General features: G+C 70.4%; 22 protein-coding genes and 1 pseudogene. 13 read left to right on the forward strand and 10 right to left on the reverse strand.

Features of this window, described 5'->3' with window-relative positions:
- Together casA and cas3 are read right to left on the reverse strand one after the other, a co-directional pair.
- Positions 1–714, reverse strand: a 714-nt coding sequence (casA, locus tag I73_RS10640) for a type I-E CRISPR-associated protein Cse1/CasA (RefSeq protein WP_022980588.1), incomplete at its 3' end; no start/stop codon positions are given.
- A complete protein-coding gene (gene cas3, locus I73_RS10645) occupies positions 711–3,464 on the reverse strand; it encodes a CRISPR-associated helicase Cas3' (RefSeq protein ID WP_306304231.1) in 2,754 nt (917 codons plus the stop codon). The genes casA and cas3, both read right to left, overlap by 4 nt.
- A gap of 412 nt (positions 3,465–3,876) precedes the next feature.
- Between cas3 and hppD the strand changes: the two genes are divergently transcribed.
- Genes hppD through fahA form a run of 3 tightly spaced genes read left to right on the forward strand, consistent with a single transcriptional unit; the run spans position 3,877 to position 6,838 of the window.
- Complete coding sequence (gene hppD / locus I73_RS10650) at positions 3,877–4,953, forward strand: 4-hydroxyphenylpyruvate dioxygenase (RefSeq protein ID WP_022980590.1); 1,077 nt, start codon at positions 3,877–3,879, stop codon at positions 4,951–4,953.
- Positions 4,950–5,555: a VOC family protein gene (locus I73_RS10655; protein ID WP_022980591.1), complete on the forward strand. Its 606-nt coding sequence runs from the start codon at positions 4,950–4,952 to the stop codon at positions 5,553–5,555. Before hppD ends, I73_RS10655 begins: the two co-directional genes overlap by 4 nt.
- Positions 5,552–6,838, forward strand: a complete 1,287-nt coding sequence (fahA, locus tag I73_RS10660) for a fumarylacetoacetase (protein ID WP_022980592.1) — start codon at positions 5,552–5,554, stop codon at positions 6,836–6,838. The genes I73_RS10655 and fahA overlap by 4 nt, the downstream gene beginning before the upstream one ends.
- Positions 6,839–6,857: 19 nt before the next feature.
- On the opposite strand, the gene I73_RS10665 is transcribed toward fahA, so the two are convergent.
- On the reverse strand, positions 6,858–8,726 hold the full coding sequence (locus tag I73_RS10665) for a diguanylate cyclase domain-containing protein (RefSeq protein WP_022980593.1): 1,869 nt from the start codon (positions 8,724–8,726) through the stop codon (positions 6,858–6,860).
- Positions 8,727–8,878: 152 nt separating this feature from the next.
- Positions 8,879–9,793, reverse strand: coding sequence for a LysR family transcriptional regulator (locus I73_RS10670; protein ID WP_022980594.1), 915 nt, complete (start codon positions 9,791–9,793; stop codon positions 8,879–8,881).
- 133 nt (positions 9,794–9,926) lie between these two features.
- Between I73_RS10670 and I73_RS10675 the strand changes: the two genes are divergently transcribed.
- The 7 genes from I73_RS10675 (at position 9,927) to pncB (ending at position 18,061) form a co-directional block, all read left to right on the forward strand.
- On the forward strand, positions 9,927–10,862 hold the full coding sequence (locus I73_RS10675) for a dihydrodipicolinate synthase family protein (RefSeq protein ID WP_022980595.1): 936 nt from the start codon (positions 9,927–9,929) through the stop codon (positions 10,860–10,862).
- A 119-nt stretch (positions 10,863–10,981) separates the two neighbouring features.
- Positions 10,982–12,397, forward strand: coding sequence for an MFS transporter (locus I73_RS10680; RefSeq protein ID WP_022980596.1), 1,416 nt, complete (start codon positions 10,982–10,984; stop codon positions 12,395–12,397).
- Positions 12,398–12,530: 133 nt separating this feature from the next.
- Positions 12,531–13,652, forward strand: coding sequence for a porin (locus I73_RS10685; RefSeq protein ID WP_234409474.1), 1,122 nt, complete (start codon positions 12,531–12,533; stop codon positions 13,650–13,652).
- A gap of 70 nt (positions 13,653–13,722) precedes the next feature.
- Positions 13,723–15,780, forward strand: a complete 2,058-nt coding sequence (locus I73_RS10690; protein WP_022980598.1) for an ATP-dependent helicase — start codon at positions 13,723–13,725, stop codon at positions 15,778–15,780.
- A gap of 47 nt (positions 15,781–15,827) precedes the next feature.
- Positions 15,828–16,280 carry a GNAT family N-acetyltransferase gene (locus I73_RS10695; protein ID WP_026096578.1) on the forward strand — a complete coding sequence of 151 codons (453 nt, stop codon included), beginning with the start codon at positions 15,828–15,830 and terminating at the stop codon, positions 16,278–16,280.
- 44 nt (positions 16,281–16,324) lie between these two features.
- A complete protein-coding gene (locus I73_RS10700; protein ID WP_026096579.1) occupies positions 16,325–16,747 on the forward strand; it encodes a PACE efflux transporter in 423 nt (140 codons plus the stop codon).
- Positions 16,748–16,831: 84 nt separating this feature from the next.
- Positions 16,832–18,061 (forward strand): nicotinate phosphoribosyltransferase, encoded by a 1,230-nt coding sequence (gene pncB, locus I73_RS10705; protein WP_022980601.1) that lies wholly within the window; start codon positions 16,832–16,834, stop codon positions 18,059–18,061.
- Here pncB and I73_RS27340 read toward each other — a convergent pair.
- Positions 18,022–18,966 (reverse strand): LysR family transcriptional regulator, encoded by a 945-nt coding sequence (locus I73_RS27340; RefSeq protein ID WP_022980602.1) that lies wholly within the window; start codon positions 18,964–18,966, stop codon positions 18,022–18,024. The genes pncB and I73_RS27340 overlap by 40 nt on opposite strands.
- A gap of 82 nt (positions 18,967–19,048) precedes the next feature.
- On the opposite strand from I73_RS27340, the gene I73_RS27345 reads away from it, so the two are divergent.
- The 3 genes and pseudogenes from I73_RS27345 (at position 19,049) to I73_RS33885 (ending at position 20,292) form a co-directional block, all read left to right on the forward strand.
- On the forward strand, positions 19,049–19,642 hold the full coding sequence (locus I73_RS27345; RefSeq protein WP_022980603.1) for a pyridoxamine 5'-phosphate oxidase family protein: 594 nt from the start codon (positions 19,049–19,051) through the stop codon (positions 19,640–19,642).
- A 57-nt stretch (positions 19,643–19,699) separates the two neighbouring features.
- Positions 19,700–19,876, forward strand: a pseudogene (locus I73_RS33880) (glutathione S-transferase N-terminal domain-containing protein); the annotation flags it as partial.
- 104 nt (positions 19,877–19,980) lie between these two features.
- Positions 19,981–20,292, forward strand: a complete 312-nt coding sequence (locus I73_RS33885) for a glutathione binding-like protein (protein ID WP_234409475.1) — start codon at positions 19,981–19,983, stop codon at positions 20,290–20,292.
- A 48-nt stretch (positions 20,293–20,340) separates the two neighbouring features.
- Here the strand turns inward: I73_RS33885 and I73_RS10725 are convergent, their stop codons facing one another.
- The 5 genes from I73_RS10725 to I73_RS10745 are packed head-to-tail and all read right to left on the reverse strand — an operon-like array spanning position 20,341 to position 25,330.
- Positions 20,341–21,210 (reverse strand): helix-turn-helix domain-containing protein, encoded by an 870-nt coding sequence (locus tag I73_RS10725; protein WP_022980604.1) that lies wholly within the window; start codon positions 21,208–21,210, stop codon positions 20,341–20,343.
- Between the two features lie 41 nt (positions 21,211–21,251).
- Positions 21,252–21,794 (reverse strand): MarR family winged helix-turn-helix transcriptional regulator, encoded by a 543-nt coding sequence (locus I73_RS10730; protein WP_022980605.1) that lies wholly within the window; start codon positions 21,792–21,794, stop codon positions 21,252–21,254.
- A gap of 38 nt (positions 21,795–21,832) precedes the next feature.
- Complete coding sequence (locus I73_RS10735; protein ID WP_022980606.1) at positions 21,833–22,603, reverse strand: SDR family NAD(P)-dependent oxidoreductase; 771 nt, start codon at positions 22,601–22,603, stop codon at positions 21,833–21,835.
- A 28-nt stretch (positions 22,604–22,631) separates the two neighbouring features.
- Positions 22,632–24,497, reverse strand: coding sequence for a feruloyl-CoA synthase (locus tag I73_RS10740; RefSeq protein ID WP_085944595.1), 1,866 nt, complete (start codon positions 24,495–24,497; stop codon positions 22,632–22,634).
- A gap of 11 nt (positions 24,498–24,508) precedes the next feature.
- Positions 24,509–25,330: a crotonase/enoyl-CoA hydratase family protein gene (locus I73_RS10745; RefSeq protein WP_022980608.1), complete on the reverse strand. Its 822-nt coding sequence runs from the start codon at positions 25,328–25,330 to the stop codon at positions 24,509–24,511.
- Positions 25,331–25,440 lie beyond the last annotated feature (110 nt).

Raw genomic sequence — 25,440 nt, forward strand, 5'->3', positions numbered from 1 at the left:
CGGTTCGCCCTGCAGCTGGGCTATGGTGAGCGGCGGACGCTCCCAGGCCGGCAGGTCGACCTCTTCCTCGCCCGGGCGGGGCGCCGGGTGCAGGGCCAGGCAGAGGGTCTCGTTCAGGGTGGCCCCGAGCGGCAAGATGGCTGCGGTATTGACCAGAGGCCCCGCCTTGTCGGCATCGCGCAGGCATTTGACCAAGCCGCCGGGCGTGAACTGCAGGTAGCCCAGCAAGGTGCCCAGGGCCTGTGCGGGCGCCAACGCCGTGGGTTCGGCATCGACTGCATGGTCGAACACCACCGGTGTGTTGCCGTTCGCGCTGGCCAGGGCGATCTGGGTCCAGGGCTTGCGTTTGTCCCGGGTGGCCTGCGCCTCGGCCAGGGCCGCCGCTTGCAGGAACGGTGCTTGCGCGTGGAACAGCCAGAAGCGGTCCTGCCAATGGTCCAGATAGTCCTGCAGCGCCTGCTGGGGCAAGCCCTCCCGGTACCAGCGCACGCGGTCCGCAGGCGCCCAGCGCCCCAGGGCCCGGGTGAGCGCGCGGTGGGTGATGGCCAGCAGCAGCCGGTACTGGGCCACCAGGCTGGGCGGCGCCGTCTCCGCCAGGGCGACGATCTCGCGGCTGCGGCGGAACACCTCGCGCAGGCCCAGTTCCACCACCCGGCCATCGGCCAGGCGCACAGGCAACCAGGGTTCGTCGAGCAGGCTGAAATCCTTGCTCATGCACTCTCCTCCTTGGAGGCCACCGGGCTGGCGGCCTTTTCATAAACCAGGCCCAAGGCCGCGTCCAGACGCAACTGCAGCGAGCCGGCGGCACACCGCCCCTCGCACAAGGGCAGCGGACGCAGGTACTTGAGAAGGGGATGCCCGGCAAAGGCCGGCGGCGGCTCCTGCGGCTGGAAGTGCTTGACCAGCGCCTTGCTGGACACCTTGAGCTGCCGGGCGTAGAGGGCCCGGGCCGTGGCGTCGTCCAGCGCCTGGTCGGGCGCGAAGATCGGGCCGGCGGGCCCGGCCTGCCAGCGGCCATCGGGCAGCACAGCCACGGGTACCAGGGTGACCGCGTCATCGCCCTGGCGGGTGCAGTTTTCCAGGCCGATGCCGCCCTCCTCCACCTCGTGCCCGCGCGGCTTGTGGGCGTAGGCGTCTTCAGGCGCGTCCTGCGGGTCCAGTGCCACCTGGCGCGACTCGGTGCGCTGCTTGTTGACCTTGGCCACATGAGCCCCATAGGACTCGACCTCGATGAAGACCTGGATCGACTCCTCCAGCCCATCGGGCAAGGGGGTGTCGATGTCATACACAGCCTGGACGAGGCGGTCGATGTCCTGCGGCAGCTGCAGGGTGTGCTCCTGGGTCAGCAGGGCCCAGGTCCGGCCCAGGATGTAGGGGTCGTACACGAAGCCCCAGGCTGTTTTCTTCAGCTCGGGCAGTTGGCCCGGCAGCAGGCCGGCCACCCACAGGCAGGCCTGCGCATGCTGGGCCGGCCGTGCGCGGGCGTGCCGGTGCAGGCGCCCGGCCCGCTGCAACAGCAAGTCCACCGGTGCCAGGTCGCTGAGCATGAAGTCGAAGTCGATGTCCAGCGATTGCTCGGCGACCTGGGTGGCCACCAGCAGGGCCCGGGCCGGCCGGGGCCCTTGCACGCCAAAGCACTGGATGACCTCGGTCTCCAGGCGTTGGCGCTCGTCCATGGGGAACCGGGCATGGAACAGCAGCACCGGCACGTCGGGGCCGAGTTGCGCCTGCAAGCGCTGGCAGAGCTGCTGGGCGCGGTCCACGGTGTTGACGATCACCGCGCCGCAGCCGCCCTCGGCCACCAGAGCCATGGCCTGGGCGGCCAGCTCGTCCAGGCTGTCGCCCAGGCCCCGCAGGGTGATGGGTGACAGAGGTCGGGCTTCAAAGTGGGCGCCGTGAATGGCATGGGCATCCACCAGGGCCACACGGGGATAGGCCAAGGCCGGCAGGTCCTTCGGCTGGCCGCCCCAGGCGCGCACCAGCTCGTCACGCCGCGCCCTGGGCAGGGTGGCGCTCATCAGCACCACCGAGCAGCCCAGCGCGCGCAGCCAGCGCAGGAGCGAGATGATCAAACCGCTGGTGTAGCTATCATAGGCGTGAACCTCGTCCAGCACCACCACGCGGTTAGCCAGGCCCCACAGACGAACGAAATGGTGCTTGACGTTGAGCACGCCGTACAGGGCCTGGTCCACCGTGCCCACGCCGTAAGGCGAGAGCAGCGGGCGGCGGCGCTGCGAGAACCACACCGAGGCGGACACGCTGTCGTCGGCCGAGTGGTTGATGTCCCGCAGGTGGCGAAGCTCCTCATTCATGGCCGCGCCGCCGTGGGCGAGCTGAAGATCGACCGGCCCCGGGCTGAACTGCCGCAGAAAGGTGTGTGCCCGGCTGAACAAGGCATTGCCGGTGGCCTGGGTGGGCAGGGCGACGAAGAGCCCCCGGTGCCCCAGCGCGGCCTGCAGGCGCAGATGGGCCAGAAAGGCCAGCTCGGTCTTGCCCTCTCCCATGGGGGCCTCCACCAGCATCAGGCAAGGGCTGCTGGCCTGTCGAAGCAGGGCATCGCCCACGCGCTGCAGGGGGCGCGCCTCCATCTCGGGGCGATCCACCATCGTGGACAGCAGCGCATTGATTGACGCGGTATCGCCCGTCGGCAGCAAGGCCTGTGCGGAGCGCCAGCCGATGTCGTCCAGTGCCGCCTCGGCCAGCGCCCGGGCGGCCACCCGATGGTCGGCCAGGGCGTCTGCCCGCTCGCCCAGCGGGAACCAGGCGGTGTTGGAGGCGATCCAGTCGGCCACGCTGGTGAGCCCCGCCAACCAATTCACGGCCGACAGCGGCAGCGACGAGCACTGGGGGCGGCCCTGCGGGTTCAACACGGCCCAGTAGGTGGCCAGCAACTCCTGCCGGGCGGACTTCCAGGGCCCGGGTTCCCTGAGGGGGGAACCGCCTTTCACCTCGACGGGCTGGTAGTGGTAGCCATGGTGGGCGCTGATGGCCTGGATGACGGCGCGCAGCCAGGGCAGATCGGCCTCAACCAGCCCCTGGAGCGCCGGCCCCAGGAGCGCGGCGGTGGCGCAGGCATGGTCGGAAGCGCCGAGCACCGGGGCCGGCACCTGCATGCCGCAGGCCAGCAGCCGCTGCCAGCCAGGCTCCCACTTGGCCTGGAAGCCCGGAATGGCTTTGCCAAAGTCGTGCAAGCCCACCAGCGCGGCCAGCCAGCGAACCACCTCAGACTCGGGCAAGCCAAAGGCCTGTGCAGCCCACTGACGTGTGGTCAGCGGCTCCCGCGCCAGCAGGGCCTCCACCACCGTGGACACATCCAGCATGTGGGCCAGCAGGCCATGCCCATGAGGGTCGCCGCTCTTGGCCCAAAGCTGGCGTACCGCTGAAGACAGAGTTGAATAGCTCAGTGACATGCTCACCACCCCGTGAAGCCCCCAGGAGAGGATCCTGGTCGCCTTGGGGCTCATGGGATGAGCCACAGAGACAAAACCGTCTTGCACCCCCAGGCGGACAACACCTTGTTACCAATCACACCACAGCCCGAAGGGATATCCGGCCATCGGGCGAATCCATGTCCTCAAGCCTGGGGAGGTGCGCCGTCAACTGTTGCGCCAGGTCAGACAGCGCCCATCACCCGCCGTGGCCCCGTCAGCCCACGGCAGGGAAACTCCCCGTGCGTTCACGGCAGGGGGCCGCTATGCTGAGGACGGATGCCGGTCCACAAGACCGGCATTCGCACTCATGCCTGCCTTGCGCCACCACTCCACCCTTGGCGAACACCTTGCCCGCAGCGTGCGGGGTCGCCCCGGTGCGCCGCCCTGCCTGTCGTTCAGTCGTTTCCCCTCACCCGATTTCTGAACACACGCACAAGGAGTGGTCATGACCTCTCATGACAGCAACCCGATGGGCCTGATGGGCTTTGAATTCGTCGAATTCGCCTCGCCCAACCCCGGCCAGCTCGAAGAGCTTTTCCCCCGCATGGGCTTCACGCTGGTGGCCCGCCACCGGTCCAAGCAGGTGCTGCTGTACCGCCAGGGCGGCATCAATTTCGTCGTCAACAACGAGCCGCACAGCCAGGCCGCCTACTTCGCGGCCGAGCACGGCCCCTCGGCCTGCGGCATGGCCTTTCGCGTGCGCGACGCCCACCAGGCCTATGCCCTGGCCCTGTCGCGCGGCGCCCAGCCCGTCGAGATCCCGACCGGGCCAATGGAGCTGCGCCTGCCGGCCATCAAGGGCATCGGCGGTGCGCCGCTCTACCTGATCGACCGCTTCGAGGACGGCAAGAGCATCTACGACATCGACTTCGAGTTCCTCGAAGGCGTGGACCGCCACCCCGTGGGCTTCGGCCTGAAGGTGATCGACCACCTGACCCACAACGTCTACCGCGGCCGCATGGCTTTCTGGGCGCGCTTCTACGAGAGCCTGTTCAACTTCCGCGAGATCCGCTACTTCGACATCCAGGGCGAGTACACCGGCCTGACCAGCAAGGCCATGACGGCGCCGGACGGGCTGATCCGCATCCCGCTGAACGAGGAATCCAAGAAGGGCTCGGGCCAGATCGAGGAGTTCCTGATGCAGTTCAACGGAGAGGGCATCCAGCATGTGGCCCTGCTGACCGACGATCTGCTGGGCACCATCGACCAGTTGGCCCTGGCCGGCATCCCGCTGATGACCGCGCCCAACGAGGCCTACTACCAGATGCTCGACGAGCGCCTGCCCGGCCACGGCCAGCCGGTGAGCGAGCTCCAGACCCGCGGCATCCTGCTGGACGGCAGCACGGCCGGCGGCACGCCGCGCCTGCTGCTGCAGATCTTCTCGCAAACCCTCCTGGGCCCGGTGTTCTTCGAGTTCATCCAGCGCCGGGGCGACGAGGGCTTTGGCGAAGGCAATTTCAAGGCCCTGTTCGAGTCGATCGAGCGCGACCAACTGCGCCGCGGCGTGCTGGAGACGGCATGAACGGCCCCGCTCCCGTGAACGCCCCGCCCCTGCCCACGCTGCCCTTCCGGCTGGGCGGCGTGCACCATGTGGCCTACCGCTGCAAGGACGCCAAGGAGACGGTGCTGTGGTACCGGCGCATGCTGGGCATGGATTTCGTGCTGGCCATCGCCGAGGACCGGGTGCCCTCCACCAAGGCACCGGACCCCTACATGCATGTCTTCCTGGACGCCGGTGGCGGCAATGTGCTGGCCTTCTTCGAGCTGCCCACCCAGGCGCCGATGGGCCGGGACCCGGCCACGCCGGCCTGGGTGCAGCACATCGCCTTCAAGCTGGCCGACCGCGCCGCGCTGCTGGCCGCCAAGGCCCACCTGGAAGCCCAGGGCGTGGAGGTGCTGGGCGTGACCGACCACAGCCTGTTCCACTCCATCTACTTCTTCGACCCCAACGGCCACCGGCTGGAGCTGTCCTGCCCCGACCCGGACGAGGCCGCGCTGCAGGCCCGGCTGGACGAGGTGAAGTGGGCCATGCTGGAGGAGTGGTCGCAGACCCGGCGCGCACCGCGCCATGCCGCCTTCCTGCACGAACGGGAGCTGGGCTCGCCTGCGGAGGCCGGCCGATGAGCACCCCTCTGACCAACGCCACCCACGACCCGGCCGCGCGCAGCTGGGTGGCCAGCGCCAATGCCCCGGACAGCGACTTTCCGCTGCAGAACCTGCCCTACGGCCGCTGGCGCCGGCCCGGCGAGACGGCCTGGCACCTGGGCGTGGCCATTGGCGACCAGGTGCTGGACCTGGCCGAGACCGGCCTGCTGGCCCATGCCGACATGAACCGGCTGATGGCCGCCCCGCTGGCGGAGCGGCAGGCCCTGCGCCAGGCCCTGTTCGAAGGCCTGCGCGAGGGCAGCCCGCGGCAGGCGGCCTGGGCCGGCGCGCTGCACCCGGTGGCGGGCCTGGAGCTGGGCGTGCCCTGCGAGATCGGCGACTACACCGACTTCTACGCCAGCATCCACCACGCCACCACGGTGGGCCGCCAGTTCCGGCCCGAGCAGCCGCTGCTGCCCAACTACAGCTGGGTGCCCATCGGCTACCACGGCCGGGCCTCGTCCATCGTGGCCAGCGGCCAGCCGGTGCGCCGCCCGGTGGGGCAGACGCGTCCGCCCGAAGGCCAGAGCCAGCCCCGCTTCGGCCCCTGCGCCCGGCTGGACTACGAGCTGGAGCTGGGCCTGTTCGTCGGCACGCCCAACGCGCTGGGCGAGGCGGTGGACCTGGCCGAGGCCGAGGCCCACCTGTTCGGCGTGACCCTGTTCAACGACTGGAGCGCGCGCGACGTGCAGGCCTGGGAATACCAGCCGCTGGGCCCCTTCCTGGCCAAGAACTTCGCCAGTACCGTCTCGCCCTGGGTGGTGACGCTGGAGGCGCTGGCGCCGTTCCGCGCCCCGCTGCAGCGCCCGGACAACCAGCCTGCCCCCCTGCCCTACCTGAGCAGCGAAGAGAACCAGCAGCACGGCGCGCTGGACATCACGCTGGAGGTCTGGCTGCAGACGGCGGCCATGCGGGCCGCCGGCCATGCGGGAGACCGCCTGTCCACCAGCAACGCGGCCGATGCCTTCTGGACCCCGGCCCAGCTGCTGACCCACCACACGGTGAACGGCTGCAACCTGCGCAGCGGGGACCTGCTGGGCACCGGCACGCTCTCGGGGCCCGCGCCCGAACAGGGCGGCTCGCTGCTGGAGCTGAGCGCGGGCGGCAAGCAGCCGCTGCTGCTGAGCAACGGCGAGCAGCGCAGCTTTCTGGAGGACGGCGACACGGTGATCCTGCGCGGCTTCTGCCAGCGGCCGGGCTGGGGACGCATCGGTCTGGGCGAATGCCGGGGCACGGTGCTGCCCGCGCGCGCACCGCGCTGAGCCTGCAGCGACGTGGGTTTCAGCCCGCGTCGCTGCCGCAGCGGCCGCCGCGGCGCCGGGCCTTGTCCTCGTACATGTCGCCATCGGCGTCGCGCACCAGCTGCTCCAGGTCTTCGTGACCGCCGCAGAACAGGCGGATCCCGACGCTGGCCCCATGGGCATGGCGCACCTCGCCCCACTCGAAGGGCTGGCCCAGGGCCCGCTGCACCTTGTCGCGCACGGCCTGGGCGGCGGCGCGGGCATCGGGCTCGGCCTGCCCCAGGCCTTCGCAGATGATGACGAACTCGTCGCCCCCCAGGCGGCCCACGGTGTCGCTCTCGCGCACCACCGCCTGCAGCCGGGCCGCCACCTCGGTCAGCAGGCGGTCGCCCACCGCATGGCCGTGGCGGTCGTTCAGGTCCTTGAAGTGGTCCAGGTCGACGAACACGACGGCGGCGTGATCGCCGGTGCAGCGCGTGTTTTCCTGGGCGCGGTGCAGGCGCTCCATCAGCATCCGCCGGTTGGGCAGGCGGGTCAGCGGGTCCAGGAAGGCCAGATCCCGCACCTCCTTCTCGATGGCCTTCTGGCGCGTGATGTCGCGCGCGATGCGCGAGGTGCCCAGCACGCGCCCCAGGCCATCGCGCACGGGTGACAAGGCCACCGACACGGGGATGCGCTGGCCCGCCCGGTTCAGGCGCTCGGTCTCGAAGGGCTCGATGGTCTCGCCCTGGCGCAGGCGCTCCAGCAAGGCCAGTTCCTCGGACAGCTTGTCGACCGGGAAGAGGCGCACCAGCGGCCGGCCGAGCATCTCCTCGGCCCGGTAGCCGAACAGGGCCTCGGCCGCCGGGTTCCAGCTCGTCACCAGGCCTTCGGGCGTGGTCGAGATGATCGCGTCGCGCGAGGAATTCACGATGGCCTCGCAACGCCCCTCCATCAGGTCGATGGCCCGGCGCGAGCGCTGCAGCAGCGACAGGATGGTCAGGAAGGCCACGACGATGGCCGCCAGCGCCAGCCCCAGCACGCTGGCATCCACCCGGTTCCAGCCCTTGGGGAAGTCTGTCTCGGGCAAGCCCACCAGGAGGTACAGCTGGTGCCCCTGCACCCGACGGTAGGCATTGATGCGGGCCACGCCGTCGACGGCCGTCACGGCCACGTACTCCCCCTGCTCCGGGGCGGTGTGGACCGCCTGGCGCAACTGGGCCGACACCTCGCTGCGGCCCACGCCGGCCTGCAAGCCATCGGGCCAGGGCCGGCGGAACACCAGGGCCAGCGTGTCACTGGTGCGCAGCGTGGCCGCACCGTCGCGGCCCAGGTCGATGCCCTTGAAGACCGCCCCGAACGCGTCGACCGCGAGTTCGATATGGACCATGCCCGCCAGGCGCCCGGCCGCGGTGTGCCAGGGCAGCGAATACACCAGCACCCAAGCGCCATCGCCCGGTCGGCGCACCGGCCCGCTCTGCAGCAGGTCCTCGCTGCGGCGCCAGTCCAGCCGCCCCACATCGGGCAGGGCGGTGGCGGCCCCCGCAGAGGCCGGCCAGACGCCGCGCAACTGGCCCAGGGGGTCGGTCAGGTAGAGCCGCTGCACCATCGGCGCCGCATTCATCATGGCCTGGATCTCGCGCCCGAGGTCCGGGGCCACGGGCAAGGGCTGATCCTGGACGCGCACCGCCACCAGGCGCAGCAGCATGTCCACGCGCCCCAGCAGGTCGTCCACGCGCCCTTCCAGCAGGCGGGCCAGGTTCTGGGTGGCCGCCGCGGCGCGCTCGCGCTGGCGCACCCGCTCCTGCCAGAGCGACACCGCCGCCAGCGCCACCACCAGCACAGCCACCACCGACGTGACGATGGCCGCCGCCAGCACCAGGGGGCGGCGCGAGGCATCGCGGGCACCAGCAGCAGACCAGATGGGCATGCAGAGCGGCTTCCAGGCAGACGACCAAGGCCCATGCAGCATGGGCGCCGGCAAAGTGTTGCACAAGCCCGGGAACCCGCAGGCCGACTTCTCTGTGCGATATCACCCAAGCCGCGCCGGCCCGGAAAGCCCATCGTCGATGGACAGGCCCCTCAAGGCTCGGTGAGCTGATGGCCCCAGGACTCCACCAGGCGCTCGACGGTCTGCGCCACGACGCGGCTGGCCGCAGACAGCTTGCCCTGCTTGGGAAAGGACAGGGTCACGTGGCGGCAGAGCTCGGGGCGCACCAGCTTGCTGGCCTGAACGCGCTGACGCTTCAGGTCCTCGGCGATGGAATAGGGCCCCAGCACCGCGTAAAGCCCTGGCGTACAGGCCACCAGCTCGGTCTGCACGATCAGGGAGTCGGCCTCGACCACGGGCGAGAGACGAAAGCCGAGGCTGCGCGCCGTGTCGTCGAGCGCGGTGCGCCAGTGGCTCGGCCGGCGTGGCAGCACCAGCCGCAAGCCCTCCAGCTGTGAAAAGTCCGTGGTGGGACGGCTGGTCAGCGCGTCGCCCGGGGCGGAGACCAGATAGGTCGATGCCACGCCCAGCTGGTGTTCGTCGCTGCCCTTGGGCTTGCTGAGGCGAAACAGGATGGCCAGGTCCACGGCGCCGCTGTCGAGCATCTTGTCGAGCTCGACCCCCTGGGCTTCGATGATGTTCAGGCGGATGGCCGGGTGCTGCGCCTGGAGCTCGGTGAAGAGCCGCGTCGTCAGCGGATGCGCCGCCGAGGGAATGATGCCCAGGCGGACCTCGCCCATGACCTGCCCGGACTCCTGGCGCAGCTCCTGTTCAAGCTGCTCGGTCGCCTGCAGCCAGGGGCGCAGCCGGGCCGCGGCATGCCTGCCCAGTTCCGTCAGTTCCACGCCCCGTCCGGTGCGCCGGAACAGGCGCCCACCGCACTGTCGCTCGAACTCGCTGATCTGCCGGCTGACGTGCGACTGAACGATCTGCCGCCGCGCAGCGACCTTGTTCAGGCTGCCGGCCTCGGCCACCTCGAGGAAGAGTTGGACGGACGCGATGTTCATCAGGGTTCTCCTGCATCGATTTGCCTTGGTAGGCAAGTCTGAAAGGCATGAAGTGTATCTACCAGCATAGCCCAGGGCTGCCTACAGTGAGTCCATCGCCTCACCAACCGCTCACTGCAAAGGAGAAACTCTGATGAACAAGCCCGGCTTCGACATGCGCGGCCTGAACCCCGCTCCGGTCACTCCCTTCACCCGCGATGGCGCCGTGGACTACGCCGCCATCCACCGCATCGGGCGCTGGCTGTCCAGCGTTCCGGGCGTCAAGAGCCTGACCGTGCTCGGCCACGCCGGCGAAGGCACCTTCCTGGAGCGCGACGAGCAGTGCCGGGTCATCGAGGCCTTCCGCGAGTCGGTCAGCGATCAGATCCCCATCATCGCCGGCATCACGCTGGAGGGCACGCAGGTGGCCGCCGAGGAAGCCAAGCGCGCGGTCAAGGCCGGTGCCAAGGCCGGCCTGGTCTATCCCTCCCACGGCTGGCTGCGCTTCGGCTACCAGAAGGGCGCACCGCAGGACAAGTACAAGGCCATCTACGAAGCCAGCGGCCTGCCGCTGATCCTGTTCCAGTACCCGGACGCGACCAAGTGCACCTACGACCTGGAAACGCAGCTGGACATCGCGGCCATGCCCGGCGTCTTCGCGATGAAGAACGGCGTGCGCAACATGAAGCGCTGGGACCGCGAGATCCCGGTCATCCGCCAGGAGCGCCCCGATCTGCAGATCCTGACCTGCCACGACGAATACCTGCTGCACACCATGTTCGATGTGGACGGCGCGCTGGTGGGCTACGGCTGCATCGCCCCGGAACTGCTGGTCGAGATGATCGCGGCAGGCAAGGCCAGGGATTACAAGAAGGCCCGCGAGCTGCATGATCGCCTGCTGCCGGTGACGGCGAATGTCTACCATCGCGGTTCGCACATGGAAGGCTCGGTGGCGCTGAAGTGGGCCCTGGTGGCGCGAGGCATCCTCGAACACGCCACGGTTCGCTCCCCGCTGCTGCCGCTGGCCGCAGGGGCGGAACAGGAGATTGCAGAAGCCGTCCGCGCGGCGGGCCTCGGTCGCGTGGCCTGAACGCACCGACCTGAGAGACGTCCGAGGGCGCGGCACAGCGCCCCGGCATCCAAGATGGTCCATCGCCCCCTTCGGGGCGATGGACCGTCGCACTGACAAGAGAGCCAGAGGAGACAACCATGGCTGTGATTGCCGCGCAGGCTCACCCCTCGCGCACCTCCCGGGCCGCGAGTCGGCCCATCGACACGGCGGGGCACGCCCAGCTGGTCGCCCGCCTGGAAAGACTGCCCGTCACCCCCCGGCTGATGCTGATCCGCGTGATCGTCGGCATCGCCACTTTCTTCGATGCCTACACCGTGCTGGCGATTGCCTTCGCCATGCCCCAGCTGGTGGCGGAATGGAAACTCTCGCCCACCGAGGTCGGCCTGATCTTCTCGGCCGGTTATGTGGGCCAGATCTTCGGCGCGGTGCTGTTCGGCTCGCTGGCCGAGCGCATCGGTCGCCTGAAGACCCTCTTCATCACCATCCTGCTGTTCGTGTCGATGGACATCTCCTGCCTGTTCGCATGGAGTGGCGCATCGATGATGCTGTTCCGCTTTCTGCAGGGCGTGGGCACGGGGGGCGAAGTGCCCGTGGCCAGCGCGTACATCAATGAATTCGTGGGGGCCGAGCGACGGGGACGCTTCTTCCTGCTGTACGAAGTGATCTTCCCGGTCGGCCTGATGTTCGCCGGCATGGCTGGCTACTTCCTGGTCCCGATCTTCGGCTGGAAGGCGATGTTCGTGGTTGGCCTGATCCCCTCGGTGCTCACCATCCCGCTGCGCTGGCTGATGCCGGAATCGCCCCGCTGGCTGGCCTCGAAAGGGCGCATGGCCGAGGCCGACGGCGTGGTCCAGCTGCTGGAGCGCAGCGCCACCCGGCGAGGCATCACGCTGCCCGAGCCGGTGGTCCAGCCCGCCAGCCCCAAGGCCGGTGCAGCCTCGGATTGGCGCGAGCTGTTCCGCGGCATCTACCTGAAGCGGACGCTGACGATCTGGGCCCTGTGGTTCACGGCCTACCTGGTCAACAACGGCCTGATCACCTGGCTGCCCACGCTGTACAAGCAGTTCTTCAAGCTGCCGCTGGAAACCGCGCTGGCCTATGGCTGGATGACCTCGGGCTTCGGGGTCGCCGCCTCGATCCTGTGTGCGCTCCTGATCGACAAGGTGGGGCGCCGACGCTGGTACTCCGCAGCCTTCCTGCTGGCGACCCTGCCCTTGATGGGCTTGGCAACCCTGGGCGCGACGAACCCGGTTGAAGTCCTGGTGCTGGCGACTGCGGCCTACGCCATTCTGCAGACGGTCACCTTCTCGCTGTACCTGTACTCCTCGGAGCTCTATCCCACCCGGCTGCGGGCCGTCGGAACCGGCTTCGGCAGCGCCTGGCTGCGCGCCGGGTCCTCCCTGGGGCCGCTGCTCGTGGCCTTCGTGGTCGGCGACTTCGGCATCCGCTACGTGTTCGCCGCCTTTGCCGCGGTTGCACTGGTCGGCGGCATCGTCACGCTGCTCATGGCCATCGAGACCCGCGGTCGCGTGCTCGAAGAACTCTCACCCTGAGCCGCTGAGGCGCCCCTTCCCCCCATGGCCGGCCGCCGATGTCGACGAACTCCGTCGGCGGCCAGGCACACGCACGTCCCTGCCCCTGGCGGCTGAAGACGCGCGTCGACACCCCACTCTGCGAGGAGACATCATGAAAACAAGGTTTGGCATGACGGTGCTGGCCGGTATCTGTGCAGGTGCCTGTGCAGGTGCCGCGGCACAAGGCTCGGTCGACATCGGAGGCACCGTGGACGTGGGCCTGCGCCAGGTGAGCAACGGCTCGCTCGGCTCGGACAGGTCCGAAGTCAGCGGCAGCAATGCCACCAGCAAGCTGGTCATCCGCGGCACCGAGTCGCTGGGCTCGGACCTGAGCGCCGGGTTCTACCTGGACGGGACCCTGCTGGCCGATACCGGCAGCGCGGGGGCCAGCGCACCGGCCGGGCAGTTCTGGGACCGGCGCGCCACGGTGAGCCTCAGCTCGGCGCCATGGGGCGAGGTCCGGCTCGGGCGGGACTGGGTGCCCACCCATCCGGTGTGGAGCGGCTTCGATCCCTTCGCGACCCTGGGCATCGCCGGTGCCAACACCTTCCGTTCCATGTCGGCCTCGCGCGCCCTGGGGCAGGCATTTGGCACCGCCCCGGAGAAGCAGGCCGCCAATCCCACGCTGCGGGTCAGCAATGCGGTGGAGTACTTCCTGCCCTCCGGGCTGGCCGGGGTCTACGGATCGCTGATCGCGACGGCCGGCGAAGGTGGGTCCACCGCCAACGGGTTCACCCAGGGCCGGGGCTTTCGGTTGGGCTGGATGGGCGCCGGCTTGCATGTGGGGGCCGCGCAGTTCATCACCCGCAACACCGTGGCCGGACCGGCCTTCAAGGACCAGGTCATCGGTGCCTCATACGACTTCGGGGTGGTCAAGCTCAGCGTCGCGCAACGGCGGTGGGCCATCGCTTCCGACAGGACGGACAACCTCCTGGTCGGCGCCGTCATCCCGGTGGGCGCCGATGCGGTCAAGCTGACCTTCCTCAACGCCAATCAGACCGGGGCCACCTCGGCCCTGAGCGCCAATGATGCGAACCTGCTGGGCCTGGGCTATGTCCACAACTTCTCCAAACGCACGGCGCTCTATGGCACGGTGGCCCGCATCCAGAACAAGGGGGACGCGGTCTTCACCATCGCCGGTGGCCCGGCCGTGAGCGCCAAGCCCTCGGCCGCCAACTACTTCGGCGGGCAGCGCTCGAGCGCCTACGAGGTGGGCATCCGCCACGACTTCTGAGTGCGCGCAGCGGTGCGCTGAGCGCGCCGGATGACGGAACTGGTGTTGCATCCAGTATTCTGTCGCCCTGATGAACCCCGCCGCCGCCCTTGCCGACCCGCTGGAAACGCTGAACCCCGAGCAGCGCGCCGCCGCCTGCCACCAGGGCGGCCCGCTGCTGGTGGTGGCCGGCGCCGGCTCGGGCAAGACCATGACTCTGGCCGCGCGGGTGGCCCACCTGGTGCTGCAGGGCGCCGACCCGCAGCGCATCCTGCTGCTCACCTTCTCGCGCCGGGCCGCGCTGGAGATGCAGCGCCGCACTGGCCACCTGCTGCACCGCGCCCTGGGCCTCAAGGGCACGCAGGCCGCCCCTGCCCTGCCCTGGGCCGGCACCTTCCACAGCGTGGGCGCCCGGCTGCTGCGCGAATCGGCCGAGGCCCTGGGCCTGTCGCCGCAGTTCAGCATCCTGGACCGCGGCGACGCCGAGGATCTGATGGGCTGGGTGCGCCAGGAGCAGGGCCTGTCGACCACCGAGCGGCGCTTTCCGATGAAGGGCACCTGCCTGTCCATCTACTCGCGCTGCGTCAACAGCCAGGCCCCGCTGGCGGCCGTGCTGGCCCAGGCCTTTCCCTGGTGCGCCGAGTGGGAAGACGAGCTCAAGCGCCTGTTCAAGGCCTATGCCGCGGCCAAGCAGGACCAGCAGGCGCTGGACTACGACGACCTGCTGCTGTCCTGGCTGCTGATGCTGCAGGAGCCCACGCTGGCCGCGGCGCAGTCGGCCCGCTTCGACCATGTGCTGGTCGACGAGTACCAGGACACCAACCGCCTGCAGGCCGGCATCCTGCACGCCCTCAAGCCCACGGGTGAGGGCGTGACCGTGGTGGGCGACGACGCACAGTCCATCTACGGCTTTCGTGCCGCCGAGGTGCGCAACATGCTGGACTTCCCGGCCCACTTCACGCCGCCGGCCCGGGTGCTGACGCTGGAGCGCAACTACCGCTCCACCCAGCCCATCCTGGACGCCTCCAACGCAGTGATGGCGCTGGCGCCCGAGCGCTTTGCCAAGACGCTGTGGACCGACAAGGCCTCCTCCGCCCAGCCCCGGCTGGTGACGGTGGAAGACGATGCCGCCCAGGCCCGCTGGGTGGCCCAGCAGATCCTGGCCCGGCGCGAAGAAGGCATGACGCTCAAGCGCCAGGCCGTGCTGTTCCGCACCTCGCACCACAGCGCCACGCTGGAGGTGGAGCTCACCCGCCGGCGCATCCCCTTCGTCAAGTTTGGCGGGCTCAAATTCCTGGAAGCCTCGCATGTGAAGGACGTGCTGGCCTTGCTGCGCTGGGCCGACAACCCGCGCTGCCGGCTGGCCGGCCTGCGCACCGCGCTGCTGGTGCCCGGCATCGGCCCGGCCCATGCCCGCCGCCTGCTGGACGCGATGGACGCCGCCAGCAACCCGGCCGCCGCGCTGCGCGCCTACGTGCCGCCCGCGGCCGCGGCCACCGACTGGCAGGCCCTGGCCACGCTCTGGCTGGCCCTGCGTCAGGACTCGGGCACCGGCTGGCCAGGCGAGCTGCAGCGCATCGTCGACTGGTACGCCCCGCACCTGGAGCGGCTGAACGACCACCCGGTGCCGCGCCTGGCCGACCTGGCCCAGCTGGTGGCCATCGCCGGCAGCCACCGCAGCCGCGAGCGCTTCCTGACCGAGCTGGCGCTGGACCCGCCCGAGGCGGGCAGCGACACCGCCAGAGACCCGCTGCTGGACGAGGACTACCTCATCCTGTCCACCATCCACTCGGCCAAGGGCCAGGAATGGCAGGCGGTGTACCTGCTCAATGTGGTGGACGGCTGCATCCCCGGCGACCTGGGCGTGGGTACGCCCGAGGAGATCGAGGAGGAACGCCGCCTGCTCTACGTGGCCATGACCCGCGCCCGCCAGCACCTGGACCTGATGGTGCCGCAGCGCTTCTACGTCACCCAGCAGGGCCGCCACGGCGACCGCCACCTTTACGGCCCGCGCAGCCGCTTCATCCCCGACACGATGGCCGCCGAGCACTTCGAGCGCATCAGCCCCCGCGCCGATGGCGGCCTGCCCACCGCCCCACCGGCCGGCCTGCTAGACCTGCGGGCCCGGCTGCGCGGGCAGTGGGACTGAGGAGCGGCCACTCCCGCACCGACCGGCGACTTGTGTATCGTCAGTCCATGCACATCACCGTCCGAGAAGCCCAGCCTGCCGACCTGGCCGAGGTGGCCGCATTGTTCGACCTGTACCGGCAGTTCTACGAGCAGGCACCCGATGCCGAGGGCGCGCGCGCCTTCATCGCCGCGCGCCAGGCCCGGCAGGAATCCGTCATCCTGGTCGCCGAGAGCGGCACCGGCGTACTGGCGGGCTTCTGCCAGCTCTACCCCAGCTTCTGCTCGGTGGAAGCCGCGCCCATCTACGTGCTCTACGACCTGTTCGTGCGGCCCGGCGCCCGCCAGGGCGGTGTGGGCCGCGCACTGCTGTTGGCAGCCGAAGCCCGGGCCGCGGCCGACGGCAAGGTGCGCATGGACCTGACCACGGCCCGCAGCAACCACGCCGCCCAGGCGCTGTACGAATCCTTGGGCTGGGTGCGCGACGAGGTCTTCCTGGCTTACGCACGCCGCATCGGCTGAAACGGTGCCGCAGAGCTTGCTATGCTCTCGGCCCCATGCCTTCCATGACCCCCCTGCAGCGCCGCGTCCTCCAGGCCGTGCTCTACGAAACCGGCGCCGTCGCCATGACCGGCCCCATCGTGGGTCTGTCCTTCGATGCGGGGGCGGGCTCATCCCTGTTGCTGGCGGTGATCATGTCCACCATCGCCCTGGCCTGGAACTACGTCTTCAACGCCGGCTTCGAGCATTGGGAGCGACGCCAGGCCCACCGCCAGCGCACGGTGTGGCACCGCCTACTGCACGGCATCGGCTTCGAAGGCGGCCTGGGCCTGATGCTGGTGCCGCTGATGGCGGTCTGGCTGAACATCCCGCTGTGGCAGGCCCTGGTGGCGGAGATCGGCCTGCTGGCCTTGTTCTTCCTCTATGCCGTGGGCTTCACCTGGGCCTTCGACCGGGTCTTCGGCCTGCCCGAGTCGGCCCGCGGCTGAGAGCCCGCCTGCTGTCAGTCGGCCAGCCGGTCGGCCGCCCCAGGTCGGCGGCGGCGCGAGGGTGCGCTCGGATAGCATGGCCACATGCATGCCCTTGTCCAGTCCCTGCTGGAGACCGACCTCTACAAGCTCACGATGCAGCAGGCCATGCTGCACCAGATGCCCGCCAACACGGCCCGCTATGTCTTCGCCTGTCGCAACGCCCCGGCCTTTCCGCTGGCGCAGCTGGCCGATGAGGTGAATGCCGAGCTGGACGCCCTGTGCACCCTGCGCTTCACCCCCGAGGAGCTGGCCTTCGTACGCGCCTTGCGCTTCATGAAGCCGGACTACATCGAGTTCCTGCGTCTCTTCCAGCTCAACCGCGATTTCATCCAGGTGCGCACCGAAGGCGAGCGGCTCGTCATCGAGGCCGAGGGCCCGCAGCTGCACGTGATGCCCTTCGAGCTCTATGTGCTGCCCATCGTGCAGGCGCTCTACCAGCGCCGGCTGAGCACGCCCGACACCGTGCCCGAGATGCGCCGCCGCCTGCACGCCATGATCGACCGCGCCCAGGAACGGCTGGCGGCCATGGCCCGCTCACCGCAGCCGCCCCGCCACCCCTTCTCGCTGTTCGATTTCGGCCTGCGGCGGCGTTACAGCGCGGCCTGGCAACAGGAGGTGCTGCAGACCCTGGGCGAGCGCCTGCCCGAGCAGTTCAAGGGCACGTCCAACCTGCACCTGGCCCGCCAGTTGGGCCTGACGCCCATCGGCACCATGGCCCACGAATGGCTGCAGACCTTCCAGGCCATGCCCGGGGTGCAGCTGCGCCAGTCCCTGGTGGCCGCGCTGGAGGCCTGGGTGCGCGAGTACCGCGGCGACCTGGGCATCGCCCTGACGGATGTGGTCACCACGCCGGCCTTTCTGCACGACTTCGACCTCTACTTCGCCAAGCTCTTCGACGGCCTGCGCCACGACAGCGGCGACCCGCTGGCCTGGGCGGCCGAGGTGGACGCGCACTACCGGCGCCTGGGCATCGACCCGCGCACCAAGCGCAAGGTTTTCTCCGACGGCCTGCGGCTGGACACCACGGCCCTGGACATCTACGAGGCCCTGTGCTGGCGTGACGACCAGGTGGTGGGCTTCGGCATCGGCACCGCGCTGACCAACGACAGCCCGCACGGTGCGCTCAACATCGTGATGAAGCTGCTGAGCTGCAACGGCCTGCCCACGGCCAAACTGTCGGACGCCGAAGGCAAGACGGTGTGCGAGGACGCCCGCTTCCTGCGCTACCTGCGTCACACCTTCGGGGTGGACGGCGAGCCCACGCCCGCCTGAATCAGCTCGTCACCGAGCCGGGCCGTCAACCGCGGTTCGGCCCAGTCCACAAAGGCCCGCACCCGCACCGACAGCAGGCGCGAATGCGGGAACACCAGCTGCACCGGCACGGCCTCGGGCTCCCATTCGGGCCACAGGCGCAGCAGGCGACCGGCGGCCAGGTCGTCGCGCACCTGGTAGCTCAGAAAGCGGCCGCAGCCCAGGCCCTTGCGGCAGGCCTCCAGCGCGGCATCGACGTGGTTGGTCGAGAAGACCTCCGCCAGCGGGATGCGCACCGGCGGCCCGCCGCGCGCAAACGTCCATTCGTGCCCGCTGTCCAGCCCGGCAAAGTGCACCGCCTTGAGCGGCTGCGCGCCGTCGGGCTGGCGCAGCTGCTCGGCATGGGCCGCCACGAAATCCGGGCTGGCGCACAGCACGCGGCGGCAGTTGCCCACCGGCTTGGCCACCAGCGAGGAATCCGGCAGGGCGCCGATGCGCACCGCCAGGTCCAGCCCCTCCTCCAGCAGGTCCATCACCCGGTCAACCAGCAGCAGATCGGCCCGCATCTCCGGGTGGGCCACCAGGAACTCGGTCAGCACCGGGGCCACATGCAGGCGCCCGAACATCACCGGCGCGGTGATGGCCAGCCGGCCACTGGGCCGCAGGCGCCGGTCGCTGAGGGCGGCATCCGCCTCCTCCACCTCGGCCAGGATGCGGCGGCAGCGTTCCAGGTACTCCCGCCCCTCCTCGGTCAGCGCAATGCGGCGCGTGGTGCGGTTGAGCAGGCGCACGCCCAGGCTGCGTTCCAGAGCCGCCAGGCTGCGCACCACCGCCGCCAGCGAGGTGCCCAGGCGCCCGGCCGCCCCGGACAGGCTGCCGGCCTCGACGATGCGCACGAAGGTCTCCATGGCCTTGAACTTGTCCATGCCCGGATTAAACCGGCAAACGCATCAATCCAGTGCGTCCTGGGTTCTTCATTTCTCGGCGCCCCCGGGTCAGCATGGGCCCATGTCACGCCATTTCGCCAACCTGACCTATACCGCCACCGTGCGCGCCGAGCAGCGCCGCCGCCACGGCGAGGAACTCTCACCCGGCGCCGGCGACCCCATTCCCCGGCTGGGCCTGCGCGAGGCCAGCTTCATCGCCGCACGCGACACCGCCTTCCTCGCCACCGTCAATGCACAGGGCTGGCCCCATGTGCAGCACCGCGGCGGCCCGCCGGGCTTTCTGTGTGTGCTCGACGAGACCACGCTCGCCTTCGCGGACCTGGGCGGCAACCGCCAGTTCGTCAGCGTGGGCAATCTGCAGGACAACGACCGCGCCGCGCTGCTGCTGCTGGACATGGCCGCGCGCCGACGGCTCAAGATCCTGGGCCACATGCGGGTGCTCGAGGCGCCGGAGCTGAGCGCAGGCGAGCTGCCCGCCGATGTGCCGGTCGCCCTGCTGCCCGGGCTGCAGCCGCTGGCGAACGCCCCCGGCGCCGAGCGGGTGATGGTGATGCAGGTCGCGGCCTTCGACTGGAACTGCAACCAGCACATCACCCGCCGCTGGAGCGAGGCGGAGCTGCTGGCCCACGGCCTGGCCCTGCCCGCCGACCTGTGAGCCCCCTCACGGCCCCTCTTTCGCCCCTTTTCCAACCCCCTGCATCAGGAGACATGCATGAAGCTCTATGACCTCGTCCTGTCTGGCAACTGCTACAAGGTTCGCCTGTTCGCCGCCCTGGCCCATGTGCCGCTGGAGATCGTGCCGGTGGACTTTCTGGCCGGTGAGCACAAGCGCTCGCCGCTCATCGACCTGAACCCCTGGGGCGAGCTGCCCATCCTGGTGGACGGCGAGGTGGTGCTGCGGGACTCCCAGGCCATCCTGGTCTATCTGGCGCAGAAGTACGCCGCACCGCAGTGGCTGCCGCGGGATGCGGCAGGCCTGGCGGCCGTGGTGCAGTGGCTGTCGACCGCGGCCAACGAGGTGCAGAACGGCCCGGCCTCCGCCCGCCTGGTCGACAGTTCGGCTATGCGATCGACAAGGCCGACACCCTGCGCCGCAGCGCGCGCATCCTGCCGCTGCTCGAAGCCCATCTGGGCCAGCACGCCTGGCTGGCCGCCGCGCAGCCCACCATCGCCGATTGCGCGGTCTTCCCCTATGTGGCGCTGGCGCCCGAGGGCGGGGTCGACCTGGAACCCTGGCCGCAGATCCGGGCCTGGATCCAGCGGGTCAAGGCCCTGCCGGATTTCCTGCCCATGCCCGGGGTCTGAACCGCCCCGGCCCACCCCACCGAACCCTCCGAGCGACCGGCGCCGGACTCAGCGCCGGCTGGCCCGCCAGGCGCTGGGCGTGTAGCCGGTGGCGCGCTGGAAGAAGCGGCTGAAATAGCCGGCATCGGCAAAGCCCAGGCCCAGCGCCACCTGCTTGACACTGAGCGTGGTGTAGGCCAGCTCCCGCTGGGCTTCCAGGCTGAGCCGGGCGTGCAGCACCGCCAGCGCCGAATGGCCCAGCACCTTGCGGCAGACCCGGTTGAGCTGGGTGGGCGTGATGCCGATGCAGGCGGCCAGGTCGGCCACGCTGGGCTGGCTGCGAAAGCGCTGCTCCACCAGCTCCTGCAACTGCTGCACCTGGGCCAGTGCCCGTCCGCCCTGCCCGGCCGGCAGCACCGGCGCCACGGGCCGGGCGCGGCAGAGCGTCACCAGCAGGCGCAGCAGCGCCGCATCGATGGCGGTGGCCCGCCAGGGGGCATGGCGGCGGTATTCCTCCAACAGCGCCTGCAGCGCCGCCTGCAGGCCGGCGCAGCTGGGCCCGTCCAGCAGCTGGCAGCCGCTGCGCAGCACCGCCTCGGCCAGCGCGGGCTCGCGCTCCAGCAGCGAACGCGCATGGCCGGCCTGCAACGTCAGCACATGGCCCTGCACATCCGGTGCCCAGCGGAAGCCATGCGCGCACAGCGGCACCACCACCACCAGGGCCGGCCCCCGGACCTGCTGCTGCAGGCCATCGAGCCAGACCTCGGCCTCGCCCTGCTCGATGAGCAGGACTTGCAGCAGGCTTTCATGGCGGTGGGGACGGATCTCCCAGTCGTGCAGCTGGCTGCGCTCGGCGATCGACTCCCAGTGCATGACGTCCAGCGGCCCGATGCCGCGGGTGTCGGCGTAGAGCGGGTAGGTCGGCAGCTGCTGGGACACGGCGGCTGGGCACGCAGGCGGTGGCGGTGGGGGACGAAGGTTCAGCGGCCGCGCTGCTTGGCCACGCGGTGCAGCAGCTCGATCAGCAGGGCCCGCTCGGCGGCGCTGAGCACGCCCAGCACCTCCTGCTCCATCGTGGCGGCGATCTTGCGGGCCTTCTGGCAGAGGCTGCGCCCGGCTGCCGTGAGCACGATCTGCTGGGCCCGGCGGTCGCGCTCGGAACGCTCCCGGCGCAGCCAGCCCTGGGCCGCCATGCGGTCCAGGATCACGGCCAGGTTCGGTGGCGACACATCCAGGGCCGCTCCGAGCTGCTTCTGGTTGACCTCGGGGTTGCCGTCCACCAGCACCAGCACCGAGAACTCGACCGCCTTCAACCCCAGCGGCTGCCCCAGGTTGCGCTGGAAATTGCGCTTGAGCTGCACCTGGGCCCGGGTGATCGCGTAGCCAGCCAGACCGCCGAGGTCGGCCTGGTCCAGCATCTCCGCCTCGGCGGCCTCTGGCTCGCCCGGCGCCAGCTCGGTTTCGGCCGGCTCCTGCGCCGCGGGAGCGGCCGACCGGCGGGAGGAAGGGGCGCGTCGGGACATGGGGCTGGACTCTAACATCGGCCCTCCTGTGGACAGGCTCAGCGCGGCGCCATGCGCAAGGCCCCGTCCAGGCGGATGACCTCGCCGTTGAGGTGACCGTTGCGCACCACGTGCAAGGCCAGTTCGGCGAATTCCTCGGGCCGGCCCAGGCGGCGCGGAAAGGGGATGCTCTCGGCCAGGCGCTGCTGCACCTCCTCGGGCAGTTCCTTCATCAGCGGGGTGGCGAACAGGCCCGGCGCCAGCGTGCAGACCCGCACGCCGAACTGGGCCAGATCGCGGGCCAGCGGCAGCGTCATGCCGGCGATGCCCGCCTTGGAGGCGGCATAGGCCTCCTGACCCACCTGGCCGTCGAAGGCCGCCACCGAGGCGGTGTTCACCACCACGCCGCGCTCGCCGTCGGTGTCCGGCAAGGGCGGCAGGGTCGTCATGCGGGCCACCACCAGCCGGGTGACGTTGTAGGTGCCGATCAGGTTGATGCGCACCACCCGCTCGAAGTCCTCCAGCGGGGCCGGGCTGCCGTCGCGCTGCACGATGCGCCGCGCCGTGCCGATGCCGGCGATGTTCATCAGGATGCGCGCCGGCCCGTGGGCCGCCTCGGCCTGGGCCAGGGCGGCGGTCAGCGCCGCCGTGTCGGTGATGTCGCAGGGACAGGCCAGGCCGCCGATGTCGGCCGCCACGCGCTGGGCGGCCTCGGCCTGACGGTCCAGCACGGCCACGCGGGCCCCTTGTGCGGCCAGGGCACGGGCCACGGCCTCGCCCAGGCCCGAACCGCCGCCGGTGACCAGGGCGGCTTGTTGAGAGATCTGCATGCTTGTTCCTAGAAAGGTCGGGAAGGGTTCACGCGTGGCGGGCACGCAGGATGTCCACGGCCGGGTCGCCGGTACAGAGGGCCTGGACCAGGTCCGCCCGGTGGGTCAGCACCGCGCGCTGGTTGATCGAGCCCTTGTCGGTGATCTCGCCCGCGTCGACCGAGGGCGGCTCGCGCAGCAGGTGCAGGCGGGCGATGCGGTTGGCGCTGCCGGTGCCTTCCTGCCACAGACGGTCGGCCACCGCCTGGAAGAAGTCCTTCACCGCCGGGTGGCGCAAGACCTCGTCGGCGGGCGTGCCGGCCGGCAGGCCGGCCAGCGCGGCGCAGTCGCCCAGCCGCGGGAAGACCAGCGCGCTGAGGTCGTCGCGATCGGGCGCGGCCAGCACCACATCCAGGATCAGGGGATCGCCGGCCGCGATGACGCGGGCCCGCAGCGGCCCCACGCTGACGAAGGTGCCGGTCGAGAGCTTGAAGTCCTCGGCGATGCGGCCGTCAAAGCGCAGGCCCAGCGACAGGCGCTGCGGGTCCACCAGGGTCACCGCGTCGCCGGTGCAGTAGAAGCCCTCCTCATCGAAGGCCTGGGCCGTCTGCTCGGGTGAGCGCCAGTAACCCGGCATCACGTGGGGGCCGCGAAAGCGCACCTCCAGCTTGTCGCCCACCGGCACCAGCTTCACCTCCACCCCCGGGCAGGGCAGGCCGATGTAGCCCGCCCGGGCGTGGGTGCCCACCAGGAACATGCTGGTGGGCGAGGTCTCGGTCATGCCCAGGCCGGACAGCACCCGCAGGCGCTGGCCCAGGGCGGCCTCGCCATGGCGGTCCAGGTGGTCCCAGACGGCCTGCGAGAGGCCGGCCGCCGCGAACATGAAGGCCTGGCAGCGGCTGAACAGCGACTGGCGCAGGGCGGGGTCGCGGTCCATCGCATGGGCCAGTTCCTCCAGCCCGCGCGGCACGTTGAAGTAGACGGTCGGCGCGATCTCGCTGAGGTTGCGGATGGTCTGCACCATGCCGGCCGGCGTGGGCTTGCCGTCGTCGATGTAGAGCGTGCCGCCGTTGTACAGCGCGATGCCCAGGTTGTGGTTGCCGCCGAAGGTGTGGTTCCAGGGCAGCCAGTCGACCAGCACCGGCGGCTCGTCCATCAGGAAGGGCATGCACTGGCGCAGCATCTGCTGGTTGGCGCAGAGCATGCGGTGGGTGGTGATCACCGCCTTGGGTAGCCGGGTGGAGCCGCTGGTGAACATCAGCTTGGCCACGGTGTCCGGCCCGGTGGCCGCCCGCGCCGCCTCCACGGCCGGGCCGGGGCGGGTCTGGCGCAGCGTGTCCCAGCACAGGCAGGGCCGGCCCGCCAGCGTGCCCTGGCCGACGATCACCGGCACCTCGGGGGCCAGCAGGGCCTGCACCGCCGGTTCGAAGCGGGCATCGGCCACGAAGACCGCGCCGGGCGTGGTGGTGGCCAGCAGGTGGCGCAGCTTGCCGTAATCCTTGGACAGCAGCGCATAGGACGGCGAGATGCTGATGGTGGGCACGCCCACCCAGAAGCCGGCCATCATCCAGGCCGCGTGCTCCAGGCTGTTCTCGCACAGCAGCGCCAGAGGGCGCTCGACCGACAGGCCCAGGTCCAGCATCACCTGCCCCAGACCGCGGGCCAGCGACACCAGCTCGGCGTAGCTCAGGCGCTGCCACTCGCCATCGCCCCCTGCGCGGCGGGCCAGCGCGGTGCGCTCGGGCGCCTGCTCGGCCCAGTGCGCCAGCACATCGGACATGCGCTGCGGGTGCAGCTGCAGGTCCTCGGTCGAGCGCAGGCGCATCACCCCGCCCGGCGCGTGCCAAAGCGTGGCCTGCACACAGCCCCCCACCCGCACCTCGCGGAAGGGCCGCTCGGAAAGCGGAGATGACATGGCCGGGCTCCTCATGGCTTGACCACTTTGGCGGCCTTGCCGGCCAGGAAGGCCTTCAGACGGCCTTGCGCCTCCGGCGTGTTGCCGGCCACGGCGGCCATCAGGGCCTCGGTGAACAGCCCTTCCGCAGGCGACTGTTCGGCGATGCGGGGCAGCGCGTGCATGACGGCGAAGGCGGTCATCGGCGCATTGCCGGCGATCTTCTCGGCCAGGGCCAGGGCCTGCGCCAGACCGCCCCCCGGCGCGGTGCGGTAGGAGACGATGCCGTGGCGCTCGCCCTCGTCGGCGTCGAAGACACGGCCGGTGAGCATCATGTCCATCATGCGGGCGGTGCCGATCAGGCGGGGCAGGCGCACCGAGCCCCCGCCGCCCACGAAGATGCCGCGCTGCCCCTCGGGCAGGCCGAAGTAGGCGCTGTCCTCGGCCACCCGCAGATGGCAGGCCGCGGCCAGCTCCAGCCCGCCGCCCACCACCGCCCCCTGCAGCACCGCGATGACGGGTACCGTGCCGAACTGGATGGCCTCGAAAGCGGCATGCCAGCTGCGCGAATGCAGCACCGCGCCGTGGATGTCGCGCTCCACCAGCTCGGCCAGGTCCAGCCCGGCGCAGAAGTGTTCGCCCGCGCCGCTGAGCACCACCACCCGGATGTCCTGCGGCAGGTTCAGAAAGGCGGTGTGCAACTGGCGGATCAGGGCGTCGGACAGCGCGTTGCGCTTGGCCGGGCGGTTCAGACAGACCTGAAGCACCGGGCCGCAGCGGCTCACCTGCAGCAGATCCAGGGCCGCCAGCGGGCCGTCCACCGGCATGAAGTTCAGGGGTTGTCGGGCGCTCATTAGTTATTTACTTTAACTATCTTCGGCGCAATGATGCGTCCCCTGGCCACCGGCTTGCAATGGTCTTCTGTGCCAAATCGGGTTTACACCTATGAGAAGAGCGGGACGAC

It is taken from the genome of Ideonella sp. B508-1, assembly GCF_000333615.1.
GTDB lineage: Bacteria > Pseudomonadota > Gammaproteobacteria > Burkholderiales > Burkholderiaceae_C > Ideonella.

Coding starts and splice junctions, on each gene's coding strand:
- cas3 (WP_306304231.1), bottom strand. CDS start 3,464: ATGAGCCCCAAGGCGACCAGGATCCTCTCCTGGGGGCTTCACGGGGTG.
- hppD (WP_022980590.1), top strand. CDS start 3,877: ATGACCTCTCATGACAGCAACCCGATGGGCCTGATGGGCTTTGAATTC.
- I73_RS10655 (WP_022980591.1), top strand. CDS start 4,950: ATGAACGGCCCCGCTCCCGTGAACGCCCCGCCCCTGCCCACGCTGCCC.
- fahA (WP_022980592.1), top strand. CDS start 5,552: ATGAGCACCCCTCTGACCAACGCCACCCACGACCCGGCCGCGCGCAGC.
- I73_RS10665 (WP_022980593.1), bottom strand. CDS start 8,726: ATGCCCATCTGGTCTGCTGCTGGTGCCCGCGATGCCTCGCGCCGCCCC.
- I73_RS10670 (WP_022980594.1), bottom strand. CDS start 9,793: ATGAACATCGCGTCCGTCCAACTCTTCCTCGAGGTGGCCGAGGCCGGC.
- I73_RS10675 (WP_022980595.1), top strand. CDS start 9,927: ATGAACAAGCCCGGCTTCGACATGCGCGGCCTGAACCCCGCTCCGGTC.
- I73_RS10680 (WP_022980596.1), top strand. CDS start 10,982: ATGGCTGTGATTGCCGCGCAGGCTCACCCCTCGCGCACCTCCCGGGCC.
- I73_RS10685 (WP_234409474.1), top strand. CDS start 12,531: ATGAAAACAAGGTTTGGCATGACGGTGCTGGCCGGTATCTGTGCAGGT.
- I73_RS10690 (WP_022980598.1), top strand. CDS start 13,723: ATGAACCCCGCCGCCGCCCTTGCCGACCCGCTGGAAACGCTGAACCCC.
- I73_RS10695 (WP_026096578.1), top strand. CDS start 15,828: ATGCACATCACCGTCCGAGAAGCCCAGCCTGCCGACCTGGCCGAGGTG.
- I73_RS10700 (WP_026096579.1), top strand. CDS start 16,325: ATGACCCCCCTGCAGCGCCGCGTCCTCCAGGCCGTGCTCTACGAAACC.
- pncB (WP_022980601.1), top strand. CDS start 16,832: ATGCATGCCCTTGTCCAGTCCCTGCTGGAGACCGACCTCTACAAGCTC.
- I73_RS27340 (WP_022980602.1), bottom strand. CDS start 18,966: ATGGACAAGTTCAAGGCCATGGAGACCTTCGTGCGCATCGTCGAGGCC.
- I73_RS27345 (WP_022980603.1), top strand. CDS start 19,049: ATGTCACGCCATTTCGCCAACCTGACCTATACCGCCACCGTGCGCGCC.
- I73_RS10730 (WP_022980605.1), bottom strand. CDS start 21,794: ATGTCCCGACGCGCCCCTTCCTCCCGCCGGTCGGCCGCTCCCGCGGCG.
- I73_RS10735 (WP_022980606.1), bottom strand. CDS start 22,603: ATGCAGATCTCTCAACAAGCCGCCCTGGTCACCGGCGGCGGTTCGGGC.
- I73_RS10740 (WP_085944595.1), bottom strand. CDS start 24,497: ATGTCATCTCCGCTTTCCGAGCGGCCCTTCCGCGAGGTGCGGGTGGGG.
- I73_RS10745 (WP_022980608.1), bottom strand. CDS start 25,330: ATGAGCGCCCGACAACCCCTGAACTTCATGCCGGTGGACGGCCCGCTG.